Source organism: Mycolicibacterium madagascariense (genome assembly GCF_010729665.1).
Classification (GTDB): domain Bacteria; phylum Actinomycetota; class Actinomycetes; order Mycobacteriales; family Mycobacteriaceae; genus Mycobacterium; species Mycobacterium madagascariense.
The window spans coordinates 4,442,697-4,458,631 of record NZ_AP022610.1 but is presented as its reverse complement, the minus strand read 5'-3'; the positions used below and the strand labels follow the sequence as shown (position 1 = coordinate 4,458,631).

Sequence of the window (15,935 nt, the reverse complement as noted above, 5' to 3'; positions counted from 1 at the left end):
GAGCCTTGGGGACCGAGCGTTGCTGTCTGCTCGGTTCCCTTTGCGATCTGGCTATCGGTGCGTGTTCAACCGTAACAGCGCTCAGCAACGCCGCATTTGCACGCGTCCAGAATTCGGAATCCGAATATCCTACGTCCGCTCGACCGCGGTCGACATCATTGAAACCAGGGCGAAGTCGACGAACTGGCGACAGCATAGACGCGCGAGAGCCAGTCGCTTCATCCCGCAATCCATGTGCATGTGTCGTCAGAGCCATTGGACCTGGTGATCGTCGAGAGCCAGCCGACAAAAGTGCGGCGCGAAAACTCGATGTCCGGATGGGTGCCGCTGCCGGTCTCGGAGACCGCGATCGGGCGGGCGGTCAGACCGGCCTGACGACCGAATGCCGCGCCCCGGCTTCATCTTCCGAGGCATGGCGTCCCGTCAGGCGGCGTCGGAGCTGGGTGTGGGCGACTCCTTCGTCATGCCGGCCGTGTCGTCGTGGCCAGGCTTGGTGATTCCGTCGGCGTCGGTGCGCGTTTCCGGCTTGGCCGACGGCCCGCCGTCCGAACCGATCCCGGACGTCACGGTCGCTGAATCATGGGTGGCGGCGCGTGGGGAGTCGATCGCCGTCGCGCCGTGGGTTCGTTTTGCGTCCGTCTTGGCGTCGTCCGTGTCGGCCGGAGCCTGCCTTGCCGATGGCTCAGGCTGGGCGGACCCGTCCACCCGGTCGGAAGCGCCTGGGTCTGATTCTGTTGTCTCCGAGTGTCTTTGGGCCTGAAGAGGGACGTGGACCGTTGGTTCGCCTTGCGATCGTGCAGTCTCATCGACACCGGTTGCGGCGTGCGAACCGCCTGCCGGACTCTCGGCTTTCGCGTTGGTCGTCGAGTTCTTGGCGGCCGTGCTGCCGTCGATTTTCTGCGTGGTTGCGGCAAGGTCGTCGTCGATCTTCTTCGTGGCGGCGGCTGCGTCTCCCTCGGCCTTCTTCTTGGCGGCCATCGCGTCGATGGCCTTCTGTTCGGCAACCTTGAGCAGTGTCTTGGTCTTCTCTGCCTTGTCGTTCGCCTCCGACAGCGCGGCCGCGGCGGCATCCCGTTCGTCGACGAGCTTGCGTCCCTTGTCATATGCCGCCGCGAGGTCGGTCGACACCTTCGTGAAGTCGACGTCGTCCTGGGCAGTCCGGCGATCGCCGAGGCGGTCCAGCCTCGTGTATTCGTCTTGCAGCTTGTCCCTGTGCTCGATTTGCGCACTGGCCTGGGCCGCGGCATCGTCGTGGCGGGTCTTGGCCTCGGCGGCCCATTGAGCGGCGTCGTCCGCTGCGGCCTTGGCTTCAGCGGCCTCTCCGATAGCTCGTTGTTCTGAGGCATCGGCAGCCGCGAGGTCGTCTTCGATCTTCTTCTTGGCGGCTGCTGCTTTTTGGTCGGCCTTCTTCTTGGCGGCGGCGTCCTGGTCGGCCTTGAGCTTGGCGGCGGCCGCGTCGTCGTCCTGCTTCTTGCGCGCTGCGTCGAGATCAGCTTTCTGCTTGGCGAGTTCGGATTTGTGCCTGGCCATTTCGTCGACGAGTTTCTTCTTGGCCGCCGCGTCCCTGGTGGGGTGCGCGCCGGGCACTATGCTGGCGATCGCGTTGCGGACCGCCTTGACGAAGTCCCCGATGGGGTCATGGCCGCAGCCCATGCCAGGGAAGTCGCACACGAACGCCAGGCTCAGCGGGGTGTGCGCACTGGCCTTCGCCGTGGGACCAAGGCCGATCGCCACGCTGAACGGCGCACTCGTGCAGCCTGTTCCGAAGTCAAGCCCGGAGATCGACAGGCATGACGCCTGCGCCTGGGAGACCTCACCCACCGCGCCGGAGAGCAGCATCCCCGAGGTCAGCGTTCCCGCCACCAATGCGTGAGCCCGCTTGGTGGTTTTGCTCGAAGCATGATGTCCGGCCACGATTCTCCTTCTCCACCACGACGCACGCGCGCACCTCGCGCAGCCGGGCGGCAAGCCAACAGTTGACGATCCACGGACGAGCCGACAGACGTTTCACGCCTTGATGCGATCCCGCCTGCGTGAACGCGGGAAGTCGTCGGCGCCAGCGTGCCGGGTAGCGACTCCAAACTCGTCAGTATCCGCGGCAGTTCTGCGACTGCGGCGGGAACAGCGCTAGAGCATGAAATCAGAGATGTTGCTAGGCAACATGTTTCAGACCAATGTTCCGCGCTTTGGGAACGTAGAACGGTCGTCATCCTCGGCAACGACTTCAGCGCCGATCCTGCCGCAGGATCCTGTGTTCGAGCGCCTGTCCGATGCGTTGTCCTGTTCGCAGTCGTCACATTTTGTTGACGGCGTGTAAACCTGTCCTGCAACGGTTTCCATGAGACGTCTCTGCCTTGGCCCCGCGACGTTGCGGGGACCAAGGCAGCCATATTACGCGGCGTCCCGGCCAGAGGACTTCTCCGGCGCGCTTTCGGACTCCCTGGTGCCCTTGGTCTTTGCGGACTCATCGGACGTCGCGGACTCGTTCATCTTGGCCGGTGTCTCGCCGCCCTGAGCTTTCCCGTCCGCGCCAGACGCCTTGGTGCTGCCAGACGGCTTGTCGTCTGTCTGCGGCGTGATCTCGGTGGAGATCGATGCATGCGAGGTGCTGGATGGCGCCGCGTCCGGGTCCTGGACGTCAGGGACATGCTGGCTCAGAACGGTTCGCGGGTCACCAGGGGTATCCCGTCGGGCCGGGCGCTCCGGACTCGCGTCCGAGGGATCGGTGATCTTCAGCGGATCCTCGGATTTGTCGGATTCAGTTGTAGCCGAGGGGGTCTCTGCGGCAGTCAATTCCTCATGTGCCCGAGTGTCTGGCGTCTCGGCTGATGCTTTGTTCTCGGTGGACGCGTCCCGCTGGGTGGGGGCCTGCTGTCCGTGTGGAGCATCAGCCTCTTCTTTGGGCGCTGCGTCGTGATCGGCGATGCCCTCGTCGGCAACGATGGCGGCGTTGGTCTTCGTGCTTGCCGCCACTTCGCCTTCGGCCTTCTTCTTGGCTGCCGCCGCAGCCTCCTGGGCCTTCTTCTCCGCCTCGTCCGCCTGACTCTTTAGTACAGCGGCTTGGCCTTGTACGTCCGCGAGACTCGCCTTTGCGGCATCGAGGGCTTTCGCCGCGTCTTCTGCGGCAGCCTTGGCGGCCTGCCAATCAGCCTTGGCGATAGCCGTTTTGGGGACGTAGCCCCCGCCATACGGCTCCCAGTGCACTCGAAGATCTTCGTATTTGTCGAACTTGGCCTTTTCATCAGCCGCTTTCTTGGCCGCGTCATCCTCGGCAGCCTTCAGCTGAGTTGTCTTCTCAGTGAGAGTTGCTTGAATATCGTCCGCCTTCTTCTTGGCTGCTGCGGCATCCAAGGCCGCCTTGGCGCTGTCAGCTTCGGCTTTTGCCTTTGCCGAATCTGCCTCAGCTTTCGCCTTGGCGGCGTCCGCTTCGGCTTTGGACTTGGCGGCGGCGTCTTGGTCGGCTTTTGCCTTGGCGGCGGCGTCCGCGTCGGCCTTGGCTTTTGCAGCGGCGTCGGCGTCAGCTTTGGCCTTTGCAGCGGCGTCGGCGTCAGCTTTGGCCTTGGCGGCGGCGTCGGCGTCGGCTTTGGCCTTGGCGGCGGCGTCTTGGTCGGCCTTGAGTTTGGCGGCGTCGGCGTCAGCTTTCGCCTTGGCGGCGGCGTCCGCTTCGGCTTTTGCCTTGGCCGCGGCGTCCTGGTCGGCCTTGAGTTTGGCGGCGTCCTCGTCGAGTTTCTTCTTGGCTGCGTCGAGGTCGGCCTTCTGCTTGTCGAGGTCGGCTTTCTGCTTGGCGAGGTCGTCGTTGGTTTGCTTGTTGCCCGCGGCGGCGTCTTGGTCGGCCTTGAGTTTGGCGGCGTCTTCGTCGAGTTTCTTCTTGGCTGCGTCGAGGTCGGCCTTCTGCTTGTCGAGGTCGGCTTTCTGCTTGACGAGGTCGTCGTTGGTTTGCTTGTTGCCCGCGGCGGCGTCTTGGTCGGCCTTGAGTTTGGCGGCGTCTTCGTCGAGTTTCTTCTTGGCTGCGTCGAGGTCGGACTTCTGCTTGTCGAGGTCGGCCTTCTGCTTGTCGAGTTCGGCCTTCTGCTTGGCGAGGTCGTCGTTGGGCTGCTTGTTGCCCGCGGCGGCGTCTTGGTCGGCCTTGAGTTTGGCGGCGTCCTCGTCGAGTTTCTTCTGGGCGGCGTCGAGTTCGGACCTCCGCCTGTCGAGTTCCGCCTGCTGCTTGGCTAGGTCGTCGTCGGCCTTCTTCTTGGCCGCGGCGTTGGCCTCCTGGAAGGCCTTCTGTTTAGCCAGCTCGTCGTCGAATCTCCTCTTGGCCTCGGCGTCTGCGTCGGCCTGGATTTTGGCGGCATCGGCGTCGAGTTTCTTCTGGGCGGCGTCGAGGTCGGCCTTCTGCTTGTCCAATTCGGCTTTTTGCTTCGCCAAATTGTCGAGGGTCTGCTGATTGCCGCCGGCGGCGTCTTGGTCGGCCTTGAGTTTGGCCAGCTCGTCATCGAGTTTCTTCTTGGCGGCGTCGAGGTCAGACCTCTGCTTGTCCAGGTCGGCGTTAAGTTTGGCCAGCTCGTCGTCGGCCTTCTTCTTGGCCGCGGCATTGGCCTCCTGGTCGGCCTTTTGCTTCGCCAACTCGTCGTCGAATCTCTTCTTCGCCTCGGCGTCTGCGTCGGCCTGGATCTTGGCGGCGTCGGCGTCAAGCTTCTTCTTGGCTGCGTCCAGGTCGGCCCTTTGCTTGTCGAGATTGGCCTTCTGCTCGGCGAGGTCGTCGTTGGGCTGCTTGTTGCCCGCGGCGGCGTCTTGGTCCGCCTTCAGTTTGGCGGCGTCCTCGTCGAGTTTCTTCTTGGCTGCGTCGAGGTCGGACTTCTGCTTGTCGAGATCGGACTTCTGCTTGTCGAGGTCCGACTTTTGCTTGTCGAGGTCGGCTTTCTGCTTGGCCAGGTCGTCGTTGGTCTGCTTGTTGCCCGCGGCGGCGTCGGCGTCTGTTTTTGCCTTGGCGGCGGCGTCTTGGTCGGCTTTGAGTTTGGCGGCGTCTTCGTCGAGTTTCTTCTTGGCCGCGTCGATGTCGGACTTTTGCTTGTCGAGGTCGGCTTTCTGCTTGGCCAGGTCGTCGTCGGTCTGCTTGTTGCCCGCGGCGGCGTCGGCGTCTGTTTTTGCCTTGGCGGCGGCGTCTTGGTCGGCTTTGAGTTTGGCGGCGTCTTCGTCGAGTTTCTTCTTGGCCGCGTCGATGTCGGACTTCTGCTTGTCGAGATCCGACTTCTGCTTGTCGAGGTCGGCTTTCTGCTTGGCCAGGTCGTCGTTGGTCTGCTTGTTGCCCGCGGCGTCGGCGTCGGTCTTGGCCTTGGCGGCGGCGTCTTGGTCGGCTTTGAGTTTGGCGGCGTCTTCGTCGAGTTTCTTCTTGGCCGCGTCGAGGTCGGACTTTTGCTTGTCGAGGTCGGCTTTCTGCTTGGCCAGGTCGTCGTCGGCCTGCTTCTTGGATGCCGCGGCGTCGGCGTCGGCTTTGGACTTGGCGGCGTCGGCGTCGGTCTTCGCCTTGGCCGCGGCGTCTTGGTCGGCCTTGAGTTTGGCGGCGTCCTCGTCGAGTTTCTTCTTGGCCGCGTCCAAATCGGCTTTCTGCTTGGCTAGGTCGTCGTCGGCCTGCTTCTTGCTGGCGGCGGCGTCTTGGTCGGCTTTGGACTTGGCGGCGTCGGCGTCGGTTTTGGCCTTGGCGGCGGCGTCTTGGTCGGCTTTGAGTTTGGCGGCGTCCTCGTCGAGTTTCTTCTTGGCCGCGTCCAAATCGGCTTTCTGCTTGGCCAGGTCGTCGTCCGCCTGCTTCTTGCTGGCGTCGGCATCGGTCTTCGCCTTGGCCGCGGCGTCCTGGTCGGCCTTGAGTTTGGCGGCGTCCTCGTCGAGCTTCTTCTTGGCCGCCTCCAAATCGGCTTTCTGCTTGGCTAGGTCGTCGTCGGCCTGCTTCTTGGACGCCGCGGCGTCGGCGTCTGCCTTGGACTTGGCGGCGTCGGCGTCGGTTTTGGCCTTGGCGGCGGCGTCTTGGTCGGCCTTGAGCTTGGCGGCGTCCTCGTCGAGTTTCTTCTTCGCCGCCTCCAAATCAGCCTTTTGCTTGGCTAGGTCGTCGTCGGCCTGCTTCTTGCTAGCGGCGGCGTCGGCGTCGGCCTTGGATTTGGCGGCGTCGGCGTCGGTCTTGGCCTTGGCGGCGGCGTCTTGGTCGGCTTTGAGTTTGGCGGCGTCCTCGTCGAGTTTCTTCTTGGCCGCCTCCAAATCAGCCTTTTGCTTGGCTAGGTCGTCGTCGGCCTGCTTCTTGCTAGCGGCGGCGTCGGCGTCGGCCTTGGATTTGGCGGCGTCGGCGTCGGTTTTGGCCTTGGCGGCGGCGTCTTGGTCGGCTTTGAGTTTGGCGGCGTCCTCGTCGAGCTTCTTCTTCGCTGCGTCGATGTCGGACTTTTGCTTGTCGAGGTCGGCTTTCTGCTTGGCCAAATCGTCGTCGGCCTGCTTCTTGGCTGCCGCGGCCTCGGCGTCGGCCTTGGACCTGGCGGCGTCGGCGTCGGCTCTTTCCTTGTTGGCGGCGTCGGCGTCGGCCTTGAGTCGGGCGGCGTCGTCGACCAGTTTCTTCTTGGCCGCGTCCAGTTCGGCCTTCTGCTTGGCCAACTCGTCAGCGGTCAGCTTCTTACCCGCGGCGGCGGCGGCGTCGCGGTCGGCCTGGAGTGTGGCGGCGTCGGCGTCGAGCTTCTTCTTCGCCGCGTCCAGATCGGACTTCTGCTTGTCCAGTTCAGTCTGGCGTTTGGCCAGCTCGTCATCGAGTGCCTTCTTCGCCGCAGCGTCCTGATTGGGGTTCTTGGCCGCTGCGTCCTGGTCGGCCTTGAGCTTGGCGGCGTCGGCGTCGAGCTTCTTCTGCGCGGCGTCCAGATCGGACTTGCGCTGGTCCAGTTCGGTCTGGCGCTTGGCCAGTTCCTCATCGAGCTTCTTCTTGGCCGCCGCATCGCCGGTGGTGGGGTGCGCGCCGGGCAGCAAGCCGGCGAACGCATCGCGGACCGCCCTGACGAAATCGCCGATGGGATCCTGACCGCGGCCCTTGCCGGAGGACCCGGACGAGAACGCCAGGCTCAACGGGTAATGCGCGGTCGCCGTGGCCGTGGGACCCAGCCCGATCGCCACGCTGAACGGCGCGCTCTTGCACCCGGTTCCCAACGTCAACCCGAGATCGACAGGCACGATGCCTGGGCCTGGGCGGCCTGACCCACCGCGCCGGAGAGCAGTACCCCCGAGGTCAGCGTTCCCGCCACCAACGCCTGAGTCCGCTTGACGGTCTTGCTCGCACCACGATGCTTGGCCACGATTCTCCTTCTCCACTACGACGCACGCGCATACCCGTGCACAGTCCGGCGGAAAGCTAACAGCCGACGGCGCGCGAGTGGGCGGGCAACGGCGGCAACACCACCGTGGATGACGTCAAGAGACTGGTGGACACGCGGTCGGAGCCCATCGAAGCGGTAGCCGCATTACCGAATTAGCGTTGCAGCGCAGAGAAGCAACGAAACGATCAACGTTGCCGACAGACGGCTCGACAGCCTCCGCTGCATGAGCAGGTGTGCAAGGGAAGTCAGCAGTCAGCAATGCCCCAGTTGCACGCGTCAGGAGTCGCCAGATGCGTCCGGTGCAGGGTCGGATACGGCGCCGGCGCCTAGGTCGGCAGTGGCATCTCCGGCGGTGTCAGCGTCGTCGACGTCCCGTCCGAGGGTCGGATCATCTTTGCGTGCTGAGGCATCCTCCGGGACTTCGGGTTCCGCGCCGGGCGTCTCGTCCAACGACGGCGCCCTGATCGCCGGTTTCAGTGTGCGGGTGGTCGGTTCATCCGAATCCGGCTGCGCTGCAGTCGAAGTAGTCTTCGAACCCGTCTCCGCTTCGTCGGCGAGCTTGCGCTTGGCGGCAGCGTCGTCTTCGGCCAGCTTGGCGGCTGCAGCAGCGTCCTCTGCCTTCTTCTTCGCTTGGGTGGCGTCATATCGAACCAGGGCCGCATTGGCTCTCTTCGCGAGTGCCGCCTGCCTGAGGGCCTTGTCGCTCGACGCGTTCGCCGCCGCGGTGGCGTCGTCGGCCTCCTTCTGCTTGGCGGCGAGGTCGTCGGCAAGCCTCTTGGCCGTCGCAGCGGCCTCGTCGGCCCGCTGTCGGGCCCGTGTGGCGGCGGCCGCGGCAGACTCTGCCGCCGCTCTCCGCTCGCGCGCAGTCTGCTCCGGTGTGGCCTGATCTCCTGTCTTGGCGTCACTGTCCTCGTTCTTGACTACGTTGTCCTGCGGCGCATTTCGCGTGGGATCGCTGACTGGATCCTTGGTCGCCACCTTTCGCCTGGTGGAGTGTGCGCCGGGTAGCAGGCCGGAGATCGCGTCGCGTACCGCCTTGACGAAGTCGCCGATCGGGTCATGGCCGAAGGATTTTCCGCCCGGGGCGGGTACGACGACGATGGTCAGTGGCTGACGCGCAGTAGCCTTCGCCGTGGGGCCCAGTGCGATGGCCACGCTGAATGGCACGCTCTTGCAACCGTTCCCGAGGTCGAATCCCGAGATCGACAGGCATGTCGCGCGCGCCTGGGCGACCTCACCGACCGCGCCGGAGAGCAGCACTCCGGAGGTCAGCGTTCCGGCGACCAATGCCTTCGTGCGCGTCACGGTGCGTCGCGAAACACGATGCGTGGGCACGACTCTTCCTCCTCGCTTCCGGTGCGCGCATCTGCGCGTCGAATGGCACGTGATCGGTGAACTGGGCACATCGAAGCGGCGAAGTTGGCGCAGGACAAGCGTTCTGCCCGAAGAGTCACGTCGCGAGGTCGTCGAAGCCCGTCTTCCGAGATTAACCGACTGGACAGGATGATTCGGTCAACGCGTCGTCAAAAGCATTCCGCACGTTCGCCATTGGTTTGCCTTGGAGGCGGAAGCAGCTGGCGGCCCGTGTTCAATCGGCCGCTCGACGCCGGCGACATCTCACTTGAACGCGGCGTGGATTATCACCCGAGGAGGGCGGGCAGGCGCTGGAGCAGGCCGGGCAGCGTGGTCGCTGCGGTCTCGCGCAACGAGAGGGTCACCCGGTCGGTGAGCGGAGTCCGCTCCGGGTTGACCTCGATGACGGGAATGCCCTGCGCGAGGGCCAGCTCGGGAAGGCCGGCGGCCGGGTAGACGATCGAGGACGTGCCGACGACGATCGCGACGTCGGCCTGGGTCACCGCCTCGACCGAGCGATCCCATGCCTCCGTGGGCAATTGCTCACCGAACCACACCACGTTGGGCCGAATGAGGCCGCCGCACGAGCACACGGGTGGGTCGACGCTCTCGACCGGCTGGGGCATCTCGGGCAGTGGACCGTCATACGCGACATTGCAACGGTCACAACGGAAGTGGAAGAGACTGCCGTGCAGGTGATACACCTCGGTGCTGCCGGCCCGCTCGTGTAGGTCGTCGACGTTCTGGGTGACGACGCGTACCTGCGCGCCGTCCTCCCACGCGGCGACCGCGCGGTGGCCATCGTTGGGCGCGACCGCCTTCATCATGTAATGACGCCACAGGTACCACGCCCACACCTTGTCCGGATGGCGCCGCCACCCGTCGGAGCTGGAGATCTCATACGGGTCGACCTTGGCCCACAAACCCGTCTCGACGTCGCGAAACGTCGGTACGCCGCTCTCCGCGGACATCCCCGCTCCGCTCAGTACCGTCACCTGCACGCCACCAAACTAGCCGCTTTTTGTGATACTGGGCACGTGGCCGATTTGGGGGAGTGGGTTCGCGTCGATTCCGAGGGCGCCAGGCCGTTGTTCGATCAATTGCGAACGCAGATCATCGAGGGGGTGCGCGACGGCAGGCTGCCGCCGGGCACGCGACTGCCGACCGTCCGCGAGCTGGCTCATCAGCTGGGCATGGCGGTCAACACCGTCGCGCGGGCCTACCGCGAGCTCGAAGCGGCCGGAATGCTCGAAACACGGGGCAGGTTCGGCACTTTCGTGGCGCGGGTCGACCCCGCGGACGTGGCGATGGCGACCGCCGCGAACGCCTACGCGATGACGGCCAAGTCACTCGGCGTCGGGAAGGCCGACGCGCTCAGGTACGTCGAGACGGCCTTCGACTAGTCGAATTCGAGCAGGGTCAGCGACGGCCGAACGGGGTCCAGCGCCGGCAGTCGCTGAACCGTACTGAGCACGGAGTGCAGGACGCGTCCCCGCCCGCGCGGGTAGGGCAGGTCGTGGACGACGCGGACGCCGGGAACGACGTCGACGAGTTCGGCGGCCTCGGCGGCCGACAGCCCGAACGGCATCGGCGGAATGCGGTACCGCCGCGACGTCCACAACCCGCCGAGGCGCGCGAGTCGGGCGAACCACGACGGCGGCAGGTCGAACATCATCCGACCGCCGGGGAAGCGACGGGCGCACTCGGTGATCAGCCCCATGGCCTCGGTGGGTTGCAGGTACATCAGCAGGCCCTCGGCGGTGATGAACACGCCGTCATCGGCGTCGACCCGGTCCATCCAGGCGTAGTCCAGCGCGGACTGTGCGCACACCGTCACCCGGTCCGAGGCGGGCAGCAGCTGCTCGCGCAGGGCCGTGACGGGCGGGAGATCGACTGTCAACCAACGAAATTGGTCCCCGACACCGGCGGCGTCGAGGCGGTAGAAGCTGGTCTGCAGACCCTCGGCGAGCGCGACCACCGTCGCCGACGGACGGTCGACGAGGTATCTGCGCGTCGCCGCGTCGAACGCCAGCGCCCGCAACGCCATGTCCTGACGGCGGGTATGCCCGAACTTGGCGAAGTCGAACTCGATGGCATCGACGAGGTGCACCGCCATCGGATCGTCGATGATGGCGTCGGGCCTGCGGGCCTCCTGAGCCCGCACCTGCAACGTCAGCAGCGCGGTCTCCGAGACCCCGGTCAGCCGGGCGTCGACCTTCACTTGGCCAGCACCTTCTCGAGCGTGCGCAGGTTGCGCGTGGTGGTCGATGACTTGTACCTCTTCGTGCCCATGGTCTTGCCGATGGCGCTGTCGAGGGTGCCGTTCTTCGGCACCTGCCAGTAGACGACGCCGTCGCCACGTTCGACTCTCTCCTCGGCGCTCAGGCCGGTGAGCTCGTCGAGAACGTCGGCATCGGTGACGAACGTGACGTAGGAGTGGTGCCCGTCGACCTCGCGTTCGAAGGGATACGCCGCCGAGATCGCGGCCAGCGCGTCCCGGTCGTAGGCCAGGACCCAGGCGTCGTAGCCGAACGCGTCGCGCAGTGCGCTCTCGGCGGCGACCCGGACGGCCGTCACCGGCGAGTCGCTGGTCAGCAGGACGTTGCCGCTGGCGAGGACGGTCGTGACGTCGGTGAAGCCGGCGCCGGTCAGCGCCGTGGCGACGTCGGCCATCCTGAGGTTGACCCCGCCGACGTTGACACCGCGCAGGAACGCGGCGTAGCGCGTCACCCGAACTCCCTCGTCGGCGCCGAGATCGCGATCATCTGGCCATGGTAGGTCTCGTCCGGCCGTACGCTGACGGACATGACCCGCCAGGTGTTCGACGACAAGTTGTTGGCCTTGATCGGTGGAAATTCGTTGGGGGTGCTCGCGACCCTCAAGCAGGACGGCAGACCGCAGCTGTCGAACGTGTCCTACCACTTCGATGCCCGCGAGGTCGTCGTGCGGGTGTCGATCACCGAACCGCGGGCCAAGACCCGCAATCTGCGGCGCGACCCGCGGGCGTCGATCCACGTGAGCTCCGACGACGGCTGGTCCTATGCGGTCGCCGAGGGCACCGCGATCCTCACCCCGCCGGCGAGCAACCCGCACGACGACACCGTCGAGGGCCTGATCGCGCTTTATCGCAACATCTCCGGCAAGGAGCATCCGGACTGGGACGACTACCGCAGGGCCATGGTCGACGATCGGCGGGTGCTGATGACGATGCCCATCTCGCACCTGTACGGCATGCCGCCTGGCGTGCGCTGATCCGCGTTAGTCTGACGCCATGGCCGAACGACCCGAAGACGAGACCAAGCGCAAGTTCCGCGAGGCGCTGGAGCGCAAGAAGGCCAACGCCGGTGGCGGCACGAAGCACCAGGACGGCGGGCGAAAGCACGGGCCCCGGGCGTCCGGACCCGCTGAATCGCACCGGGAGTTCCGCCGCAAGAGCGGCTAGGCCCGCTCACCAACCGCCGATCCAGCCCTCGAAGATCGCGTCGGGCTCGTCCTGGGGCCGTTCCGAGCGGCCCACCAGGAAGTCGAAGTCGCAGCCGCGGTCCGCCTGCAGCACGCGATCGACGTACAGCGCGGTGTAGCCACGGGTGTGTCGGCGCGGTGGGGGTGCCAATTCGGCTCGGCGCGAAGCCAACTCGTCGTCCGACACGTGCATGTCGAGTGTTCCCGCGTGGGCGTCGAGCGCGATGACGTCCCCGTCCCGGACCAGGGCGAGCGGTCCGCCGACCGCCGACTCCGGGCTCACGTGCAGCACGCACGTGCCGTAGGCGGTGCCGCTCATCCTGGCATCGGAGATGCGCACCATGTCGGTGACGCCGTCTTTGAGCAACTTGCTGGGGATGGGTAGCTGGCCCCACTCGGGCATGCCCGGTGCGCCGCGCGGGCCGGCGGACCGCAGGATCAGCACCGAATCGCGGGTGACCGGCAGGTCGGGATCGTCGAAGCGCCGCATCAGGTCGGCCATGTCCTCGAACACCACGGCGGGTCCCTGGTGGACGAGCAGCTCGGGGCTGGCCGCGGCGCACTTGAGCACCGCGCCGTCCGGAGCGAGATTGCCCCGCACGACGGCGAGGCCGCCGGGCGGTTGGTAGGGAGCGTCCAATGGGGCGATGACGGAGGTGTCCGCGGCCGCGGCGGCGGGCAGGTTGGCCGCGACGGTCTTGCCGGTCACCGTGATCGCGTCGGTGTGCAGTAGCGGCTCCAGCGACTTCAGCACCGCGGGAATGCCCCCGGCGTGGAACACGTGCTCGACGAGGTGTTCGCCGGCCGGCCGCACGTTGACCACCAGCGGCGTGCGCGCCGACAGTTCGTGAAAGCGGTTCAGCGACAACGGAACACCGACACGACCGGCGATGGCGAGCAGGTGCACGATCGCGTTCGTGGAGCCGCCGACGGCGAGCATCAGCGTGATGGCGTTGTCGAAGGCCTCGGCCGTCATCACCTGTGACGGCCGCAGCCGTTCCACCGCCAGCCCGACCGCGCGCGCCCCGCACTCCTCGGCCACCTGCATCCGACGCGAGTCCATGGCGGGTATCGCCGCGGTTCCGGGCAGCGTCATGCCGAGGCCTTCCACGATGGTCGCCATCGTGGAGGCCGTGCCCATCTCGGGGCAGTGCCCCCGCGAGGGTCCGGCAGCGGCCTCCAGCCGCTCGTAGTCGGCCATCGACATGCGGCCGGCGCGGACGTCGTCGATGTACTCCCACAGGTCGGTGCCCACCCCGAGCTGTTTGCCGTCGAATACGGCGGAGCGGCGGGCCCGCCGGTCAGCGCGATGGCGGGCACGTCGGCGCTGGCCGCGCCCATCAACTGCGCGGGCACCGTCTTGTCGCAACCGCCGAGCAGGACGACGGCGTCGAACGGATAGGCGCGGATGGACTCTTCGACGTCCATCGCCATGAGGTTGCGGAACAGCATGGTGGTCGGCTTCATCAGCTGCTCGCCCAACGACATCGTCGGGAACTCCAGCGGGAACCCACCCGCGGCCAGTACCCCGCGGCGCACCGAGTCCGCCAGGCCGCGAAAGTGCATGTTGCAGTTGACGACTTCGGACCACGAGTTGCAGATGCCGACGATCGGACGGCCCTCGAACGCCATCCGCGAGAACCCGGACGCCCGCATCGCCGAGCGGTGCACGAAACCGGGAACGTCCTTGCCCGCGAACCACTTCGCGCTGCGCAGGCCCGACTGTGGGGTCGTCACGGTCAGCGGACGCGGGCGGCGTAGGCGGTGATCTTGCGCAGCGCCGGCTGCCGGGCGGCCCGGTAGCCCACCCAGCGACCGGGTCTGGTGGACATCAGGCTGCCGACGACGCGCTGCTGCCACGGCGCCCGGTGGCCACCGGTGCGCAGCCTGGGCGCGTCGGCCAGTCCGGTGAGGCCCGCGGCGTCGGCCAGGGCGACCTTGGCCGCGTTGTGCCCGTTGGCCCCCATCACCCCTCCGCCCGGGTGGGTGCCCGAACCGCAGAGGTAGTAATTGCGCACGGGGGTGCGGTAATTGGCCAGCTCCGGGATGGGGCGCGCCCCGAACAGCTGATCGAGCATCATGCTGCCGTGGAAGATGTTTCCATCGGTGATGAGGTACTCGTCGTTCAGGTCGTCGGGGGTGATGATCACGCGGTCCAGGATGTGGTCACGCAGGTTGGGGGCGTAGGTGAACAGATCCTCCAGCACCAGGTCGGCCCACTTCTCCTTCTCGGCCGCCCAGGTGGTTCCGGTCAGCTCGGACGGCAACTGCTGGATGCCCAGCGTCATCGTGTGCAGGCCCGCGGGCGCCAGCGAGTCGTCGGTGACGGACTGCGTGACGGCCTCGATGACGAAGGTGCTCGGGAACGTCCCGCGGCGCTGCGCCTCGTAGGCCTCCTCGAACGCCTCGCGGCTGGGGCCGAGCAGCTGATGCCCGTGGTGCTGCGGGCGCTCGCTCGCGTCGGGGAACGGAAGGTATTGCGGCAGTTCGTCGATGAGGAGGTGGATCCGGGCCATCGAGCCGCGGGTGTCGATGTTCTCGACGTCGCGGACGAGCTTGGCCGGCAGCACGCCCGACGGGATCAGACCGAGCAGGGACCGCTTGGGGTCGGCGTTGGAGAAGACCTGCCCGGCGGTGATGACGGAGCCGTCGGTGAGGCGGACGCCCGTGGCGACGCCGCGTTCCACGACGACCTCCCGAACGGGAGTCGAGGTGCGGATCGTCGCGCCGTGATGGCGGGCGCCGGTGGCCAACGCCTCGCTGATGGCGCCCATGCCACCGCGCGCGAGCCCGAATTGCCCGAAGCTGCCGTTGAATTCACCCCAGGAGTGGTGCCCGTAGGTGTAGGCGGTGCCCGGGGTCGACGGGCCGCCGAAGATCGACACCATCCCGAAGAACGTCAGCATGCTCTTGAGTCGCTCGTCGTCGAAGTACCGGTCCAGCAGGTCCCGCACCGAGAGCAGGGTGAACTCGTCGAAGAGCGTCTGCTCGCCCGCGGCCTCGAAGGCGGCGAACACCTCGGAGCGCTGCGGCGGCGGCTTCAGCAGGTAGGGCGTGACGAGCCCGGCGAAGCGCTGCAGCCGCACGCCGAAGTCGAGGAACGCCGCCGCGTCCTTCCTGTTGAGCTTCTCCAGTTCGCGGAGCGTGCGGTCAGTCTCCTTCCACATCGTGAACGAGGTGCCGTCGCGAAACAGGCTGAAGGACAGCGCATCTCCCTGGTAGAGGTCGAGGCCGAACCTGGCCAGCTCGAGCTCGGCGATGATCTCCGGGCGCAGTAGGCCCGCGATGAACGCGCACGAGGACCACTTGCTCCCCGGGATCAGCTCCTCGGTGACGCACGCGCCACCGACCACCTTGCGGGCTTCGAGCACCAGGACGCGCTGTCCTGCGCGGGCGAGGTAGTTGGCGGTGACGAGGCCGTTGTGGCCGGCGCCGATGATGACGGCGTCGTAGTCGGGTGCGGTGGGCATGTCAGATCTCCTGGGGCAGCGGTGTCTTGCGGGTGAGTAGCGTCGTGACGCTGTCGGGGTCGACGAGTTCGTCGAATCGGTCGACCACGGGCTTGAGTTCGGGGGCGGTGTCGCGCACGCGCTCCCAGTCCGGCCACGAGGCGACGGTCATGACCTCGACGACGTCGACCCCCGAGTCGTCGGCCGGATCGACGACGTAGACGTCGAAGGCGAGGACGACGTCGAAGGCCAGGCACGTCGGGCGGTCCAGCTCGGCGGAGAACGCCTCGAACTCCGCGACGCTGACGCCGGGGCGCAGCCGAAAGGTGTTGACGGCGTGGGTGGGCAC

General features: G+C 66.6%; 13 protein-coding genes and 1 pseudogene. 3 read left to right on the top strand and 11 right to left on the bottom strand.

What is annotated here, in order from left to right; genetic code table 11:
* Positions 1 to 423 precede the first annotated feature (423 nt).
* The 5 genes from G6N60_RS20970 to G6N60_RS20950 form a co-directional block, all read right to left on the bottom strand.
* Positions 424 to 1,914 carry a hypothetical protein gene (locus tag G6N60_RS20970; RefSeq protein WP_163740875.1) on the bottom strand — a complete coding sequence of 497 codons (1,491 nt, stop codon included), beginning with the start codon at positions 1,912 to 1,914 and terminating at the stop codon, positions 424 to 426.
* Positions 1,915 to 2,391: 477 nt separating this feature from the next.
* Complete coding sequence (locus tag G6N60_RS20965) at positions 2,392 to 7,179, bottom strand: hypothetical protein (protein ID WP_163740873.1); 4,788 nt, start codon at positions 7,177 to 7,179, stop codon at positions 2,392 to 2,394.
* Positions 7,158 to 7,301: a hypothetical protein gene (locus G6N60_RS20960; protein WP_163740870.1), complete on the bottom strand. Its 144-nt coding sequence runs from the start codon at positions 7,299 to 7,301 to the stop codon at positions 7,158 to 7,160. The genes G6N60_RS20965 and G6N60_RS20960 overlap by 22 nt, the downstream gene beginning before the upstream one ends.
* A 297-nt stretch (positions 7,302 to 7,598) precedes the next feature.
* Positions 7,599 to 8,627, bottom strand: coding sequence for a hypothetical protein (locus G6N60_RS20955; RefSeq protein ID WP_163740868.1), 1,029 nt, complete (start codon positions 8,625 to 8,627; stop codon positions 7,599 to 7,601).
* A gap of 335 nt (positions 8,628 to 8,962) precedes the next feature.
* Positions 8,963 to 9,676, bottom strand: coding sequence for an NAD-dependent deacylase (locus G6N60_RS20950; protein ID WP_163740866.1), 714 nt, complete (start codon positions 9,674 to 9,676; stop codon positions 8,963 to 8,965).
* Between the two features lie 36 nt (positions 9,677 to 9,712).
* Here G6N60_RS20950 and G6N60_RS20945 point away from each other — a divergent pair, with 36 nt between their 5' ends.
* Complete coding sequence (locus tag G6N60_RS20945) at positions 9,713 to 10,078, top strand: Rv1152 family transcriptional regulator (RefSeq protein ID WP_163740864.1); 366 nt, start codon at positions 9,713 to 9,715, stop codon at positions 10,076 to 10,078.
* On the opposite strand, the gene G6N60_RS20940 is transcribed toward G6N60_RS20945, so the two are convergent.
* Together G6N60_RS20940 and G6N60_RS20935 are read right to left on the bottom strand one after the other, a co-directional pair.
* A complete protein-coding gene (locus tag G6N60_RS20940; protein ID WP_163740862.1) occupies positions 10,075 to 10,896 on the bottom strand; it encodes a class I SAM-dependent methyltransferase in 822 nt (273 codons plus the stop codon). The two genes, G6N60_RS20945 and G6N60_RS20940, sit on opposite strands and share 4 nt — an antisense overlap.
* The gene (locus G6N60_RS20935; protein WP_163740860.1) at positions 10,893 to 11,405 is read right to left on the bottom strand and encodes a DUF1697 domain-containing protein; all 513 of its coding nucleotides are present in this window, start codon (positions 11,403 to 11,405) and stop codon (positions 10,893 to 10,895) included. Before G6N60_RS20935 ends, G6N60_RS20940 begins: the two co-directional genes overlap by 4 nt.
* 75 nt (positions 11,406 to 11,480) lie before the next feature.
* Here G6N60_RS20935 and G6N60_RS20930 point away from each other — a divergent pair, with 75 nt between their 5' ends.
* Positions 11,481 to 11,927: a PPOX class F420-dependent oxidoreductase gene (locus tag G6N60_RS20930; protein ID WP_163740858.1), complete on the top strand. Its 447-nt coding sequence runs from the start codon at positions 11,481 to 11,483 to the stop codon at positions 11,925 to 11,927.
* Positions 11,928 to 11,946: 19 nt separating this feature from the next.
* Positions 11,947 to 12,117: a DUF5302 domain-containing protein gene (locus G6N60_RS20925; protein WP_163740856.1), complete on the top strand. Its 171-nt coding sequence runs from the start codon at positions 11,947 to 11,949 to the stop codon at positions 12,115 to 12,117.
* A 6-nt stretch (positions 12,118 to 12,123) separates the two neighbouring features.
* Here G6N60_RS20925 and G6N60_RS20920 read toward each other — a convergent pair whose 3' ends face one another.
* The 4 genes and pseudogenes from G6N60_RS20920 to G6N60_RS20910 form a co-directional block, all read right to left on the bottom strand.
* Positions 12,124 to 13,392, bottom strand: coding sequence for a dihydroxy-acid dehydratase (locus tag G6N60_RS20920; RefSeq protein WP_281355751.1), 1,269 nt, complete (start codon positions 13,390 to 13,392; stop codon positions 12,124 to 12,126).
* Positions 13,393 to 13,475: 83 nt separating this feature from the next.
* Positions 13,476 to 13,703, bottom strand: a pseudogene (locus G6N60_RS28940) (dihydroxy-acid dehydratase domain-containing protein); the annotation flags it as partial.
* A gap of 173 nt (positions 13,704 to 13,876) precedes the next feature.
* Positions 13,877 to 15,607, bottom strand: a complete 1,731-nt coding sequence (locus tag G6N60_RS20915) for a phytoene desaturase family protein (RefSeq protein ID WP_163740854.1) — start codon at positions 15,605 to 15,607, stop codon at positions 13,877 to 13,879.
* A 1-nt stretch (position 15,608) separates the two neighbouring features.
* Complete coding sequence (locus G6N60_RS20910; RefSeq protein WP_163740852.1) at positions 15,609 to 15,935, bottom strand: RedY/HapK family protein; 327 nt, start codon at positions 15,933 to 15,935, stop codon at positions 15,609 to 15,611.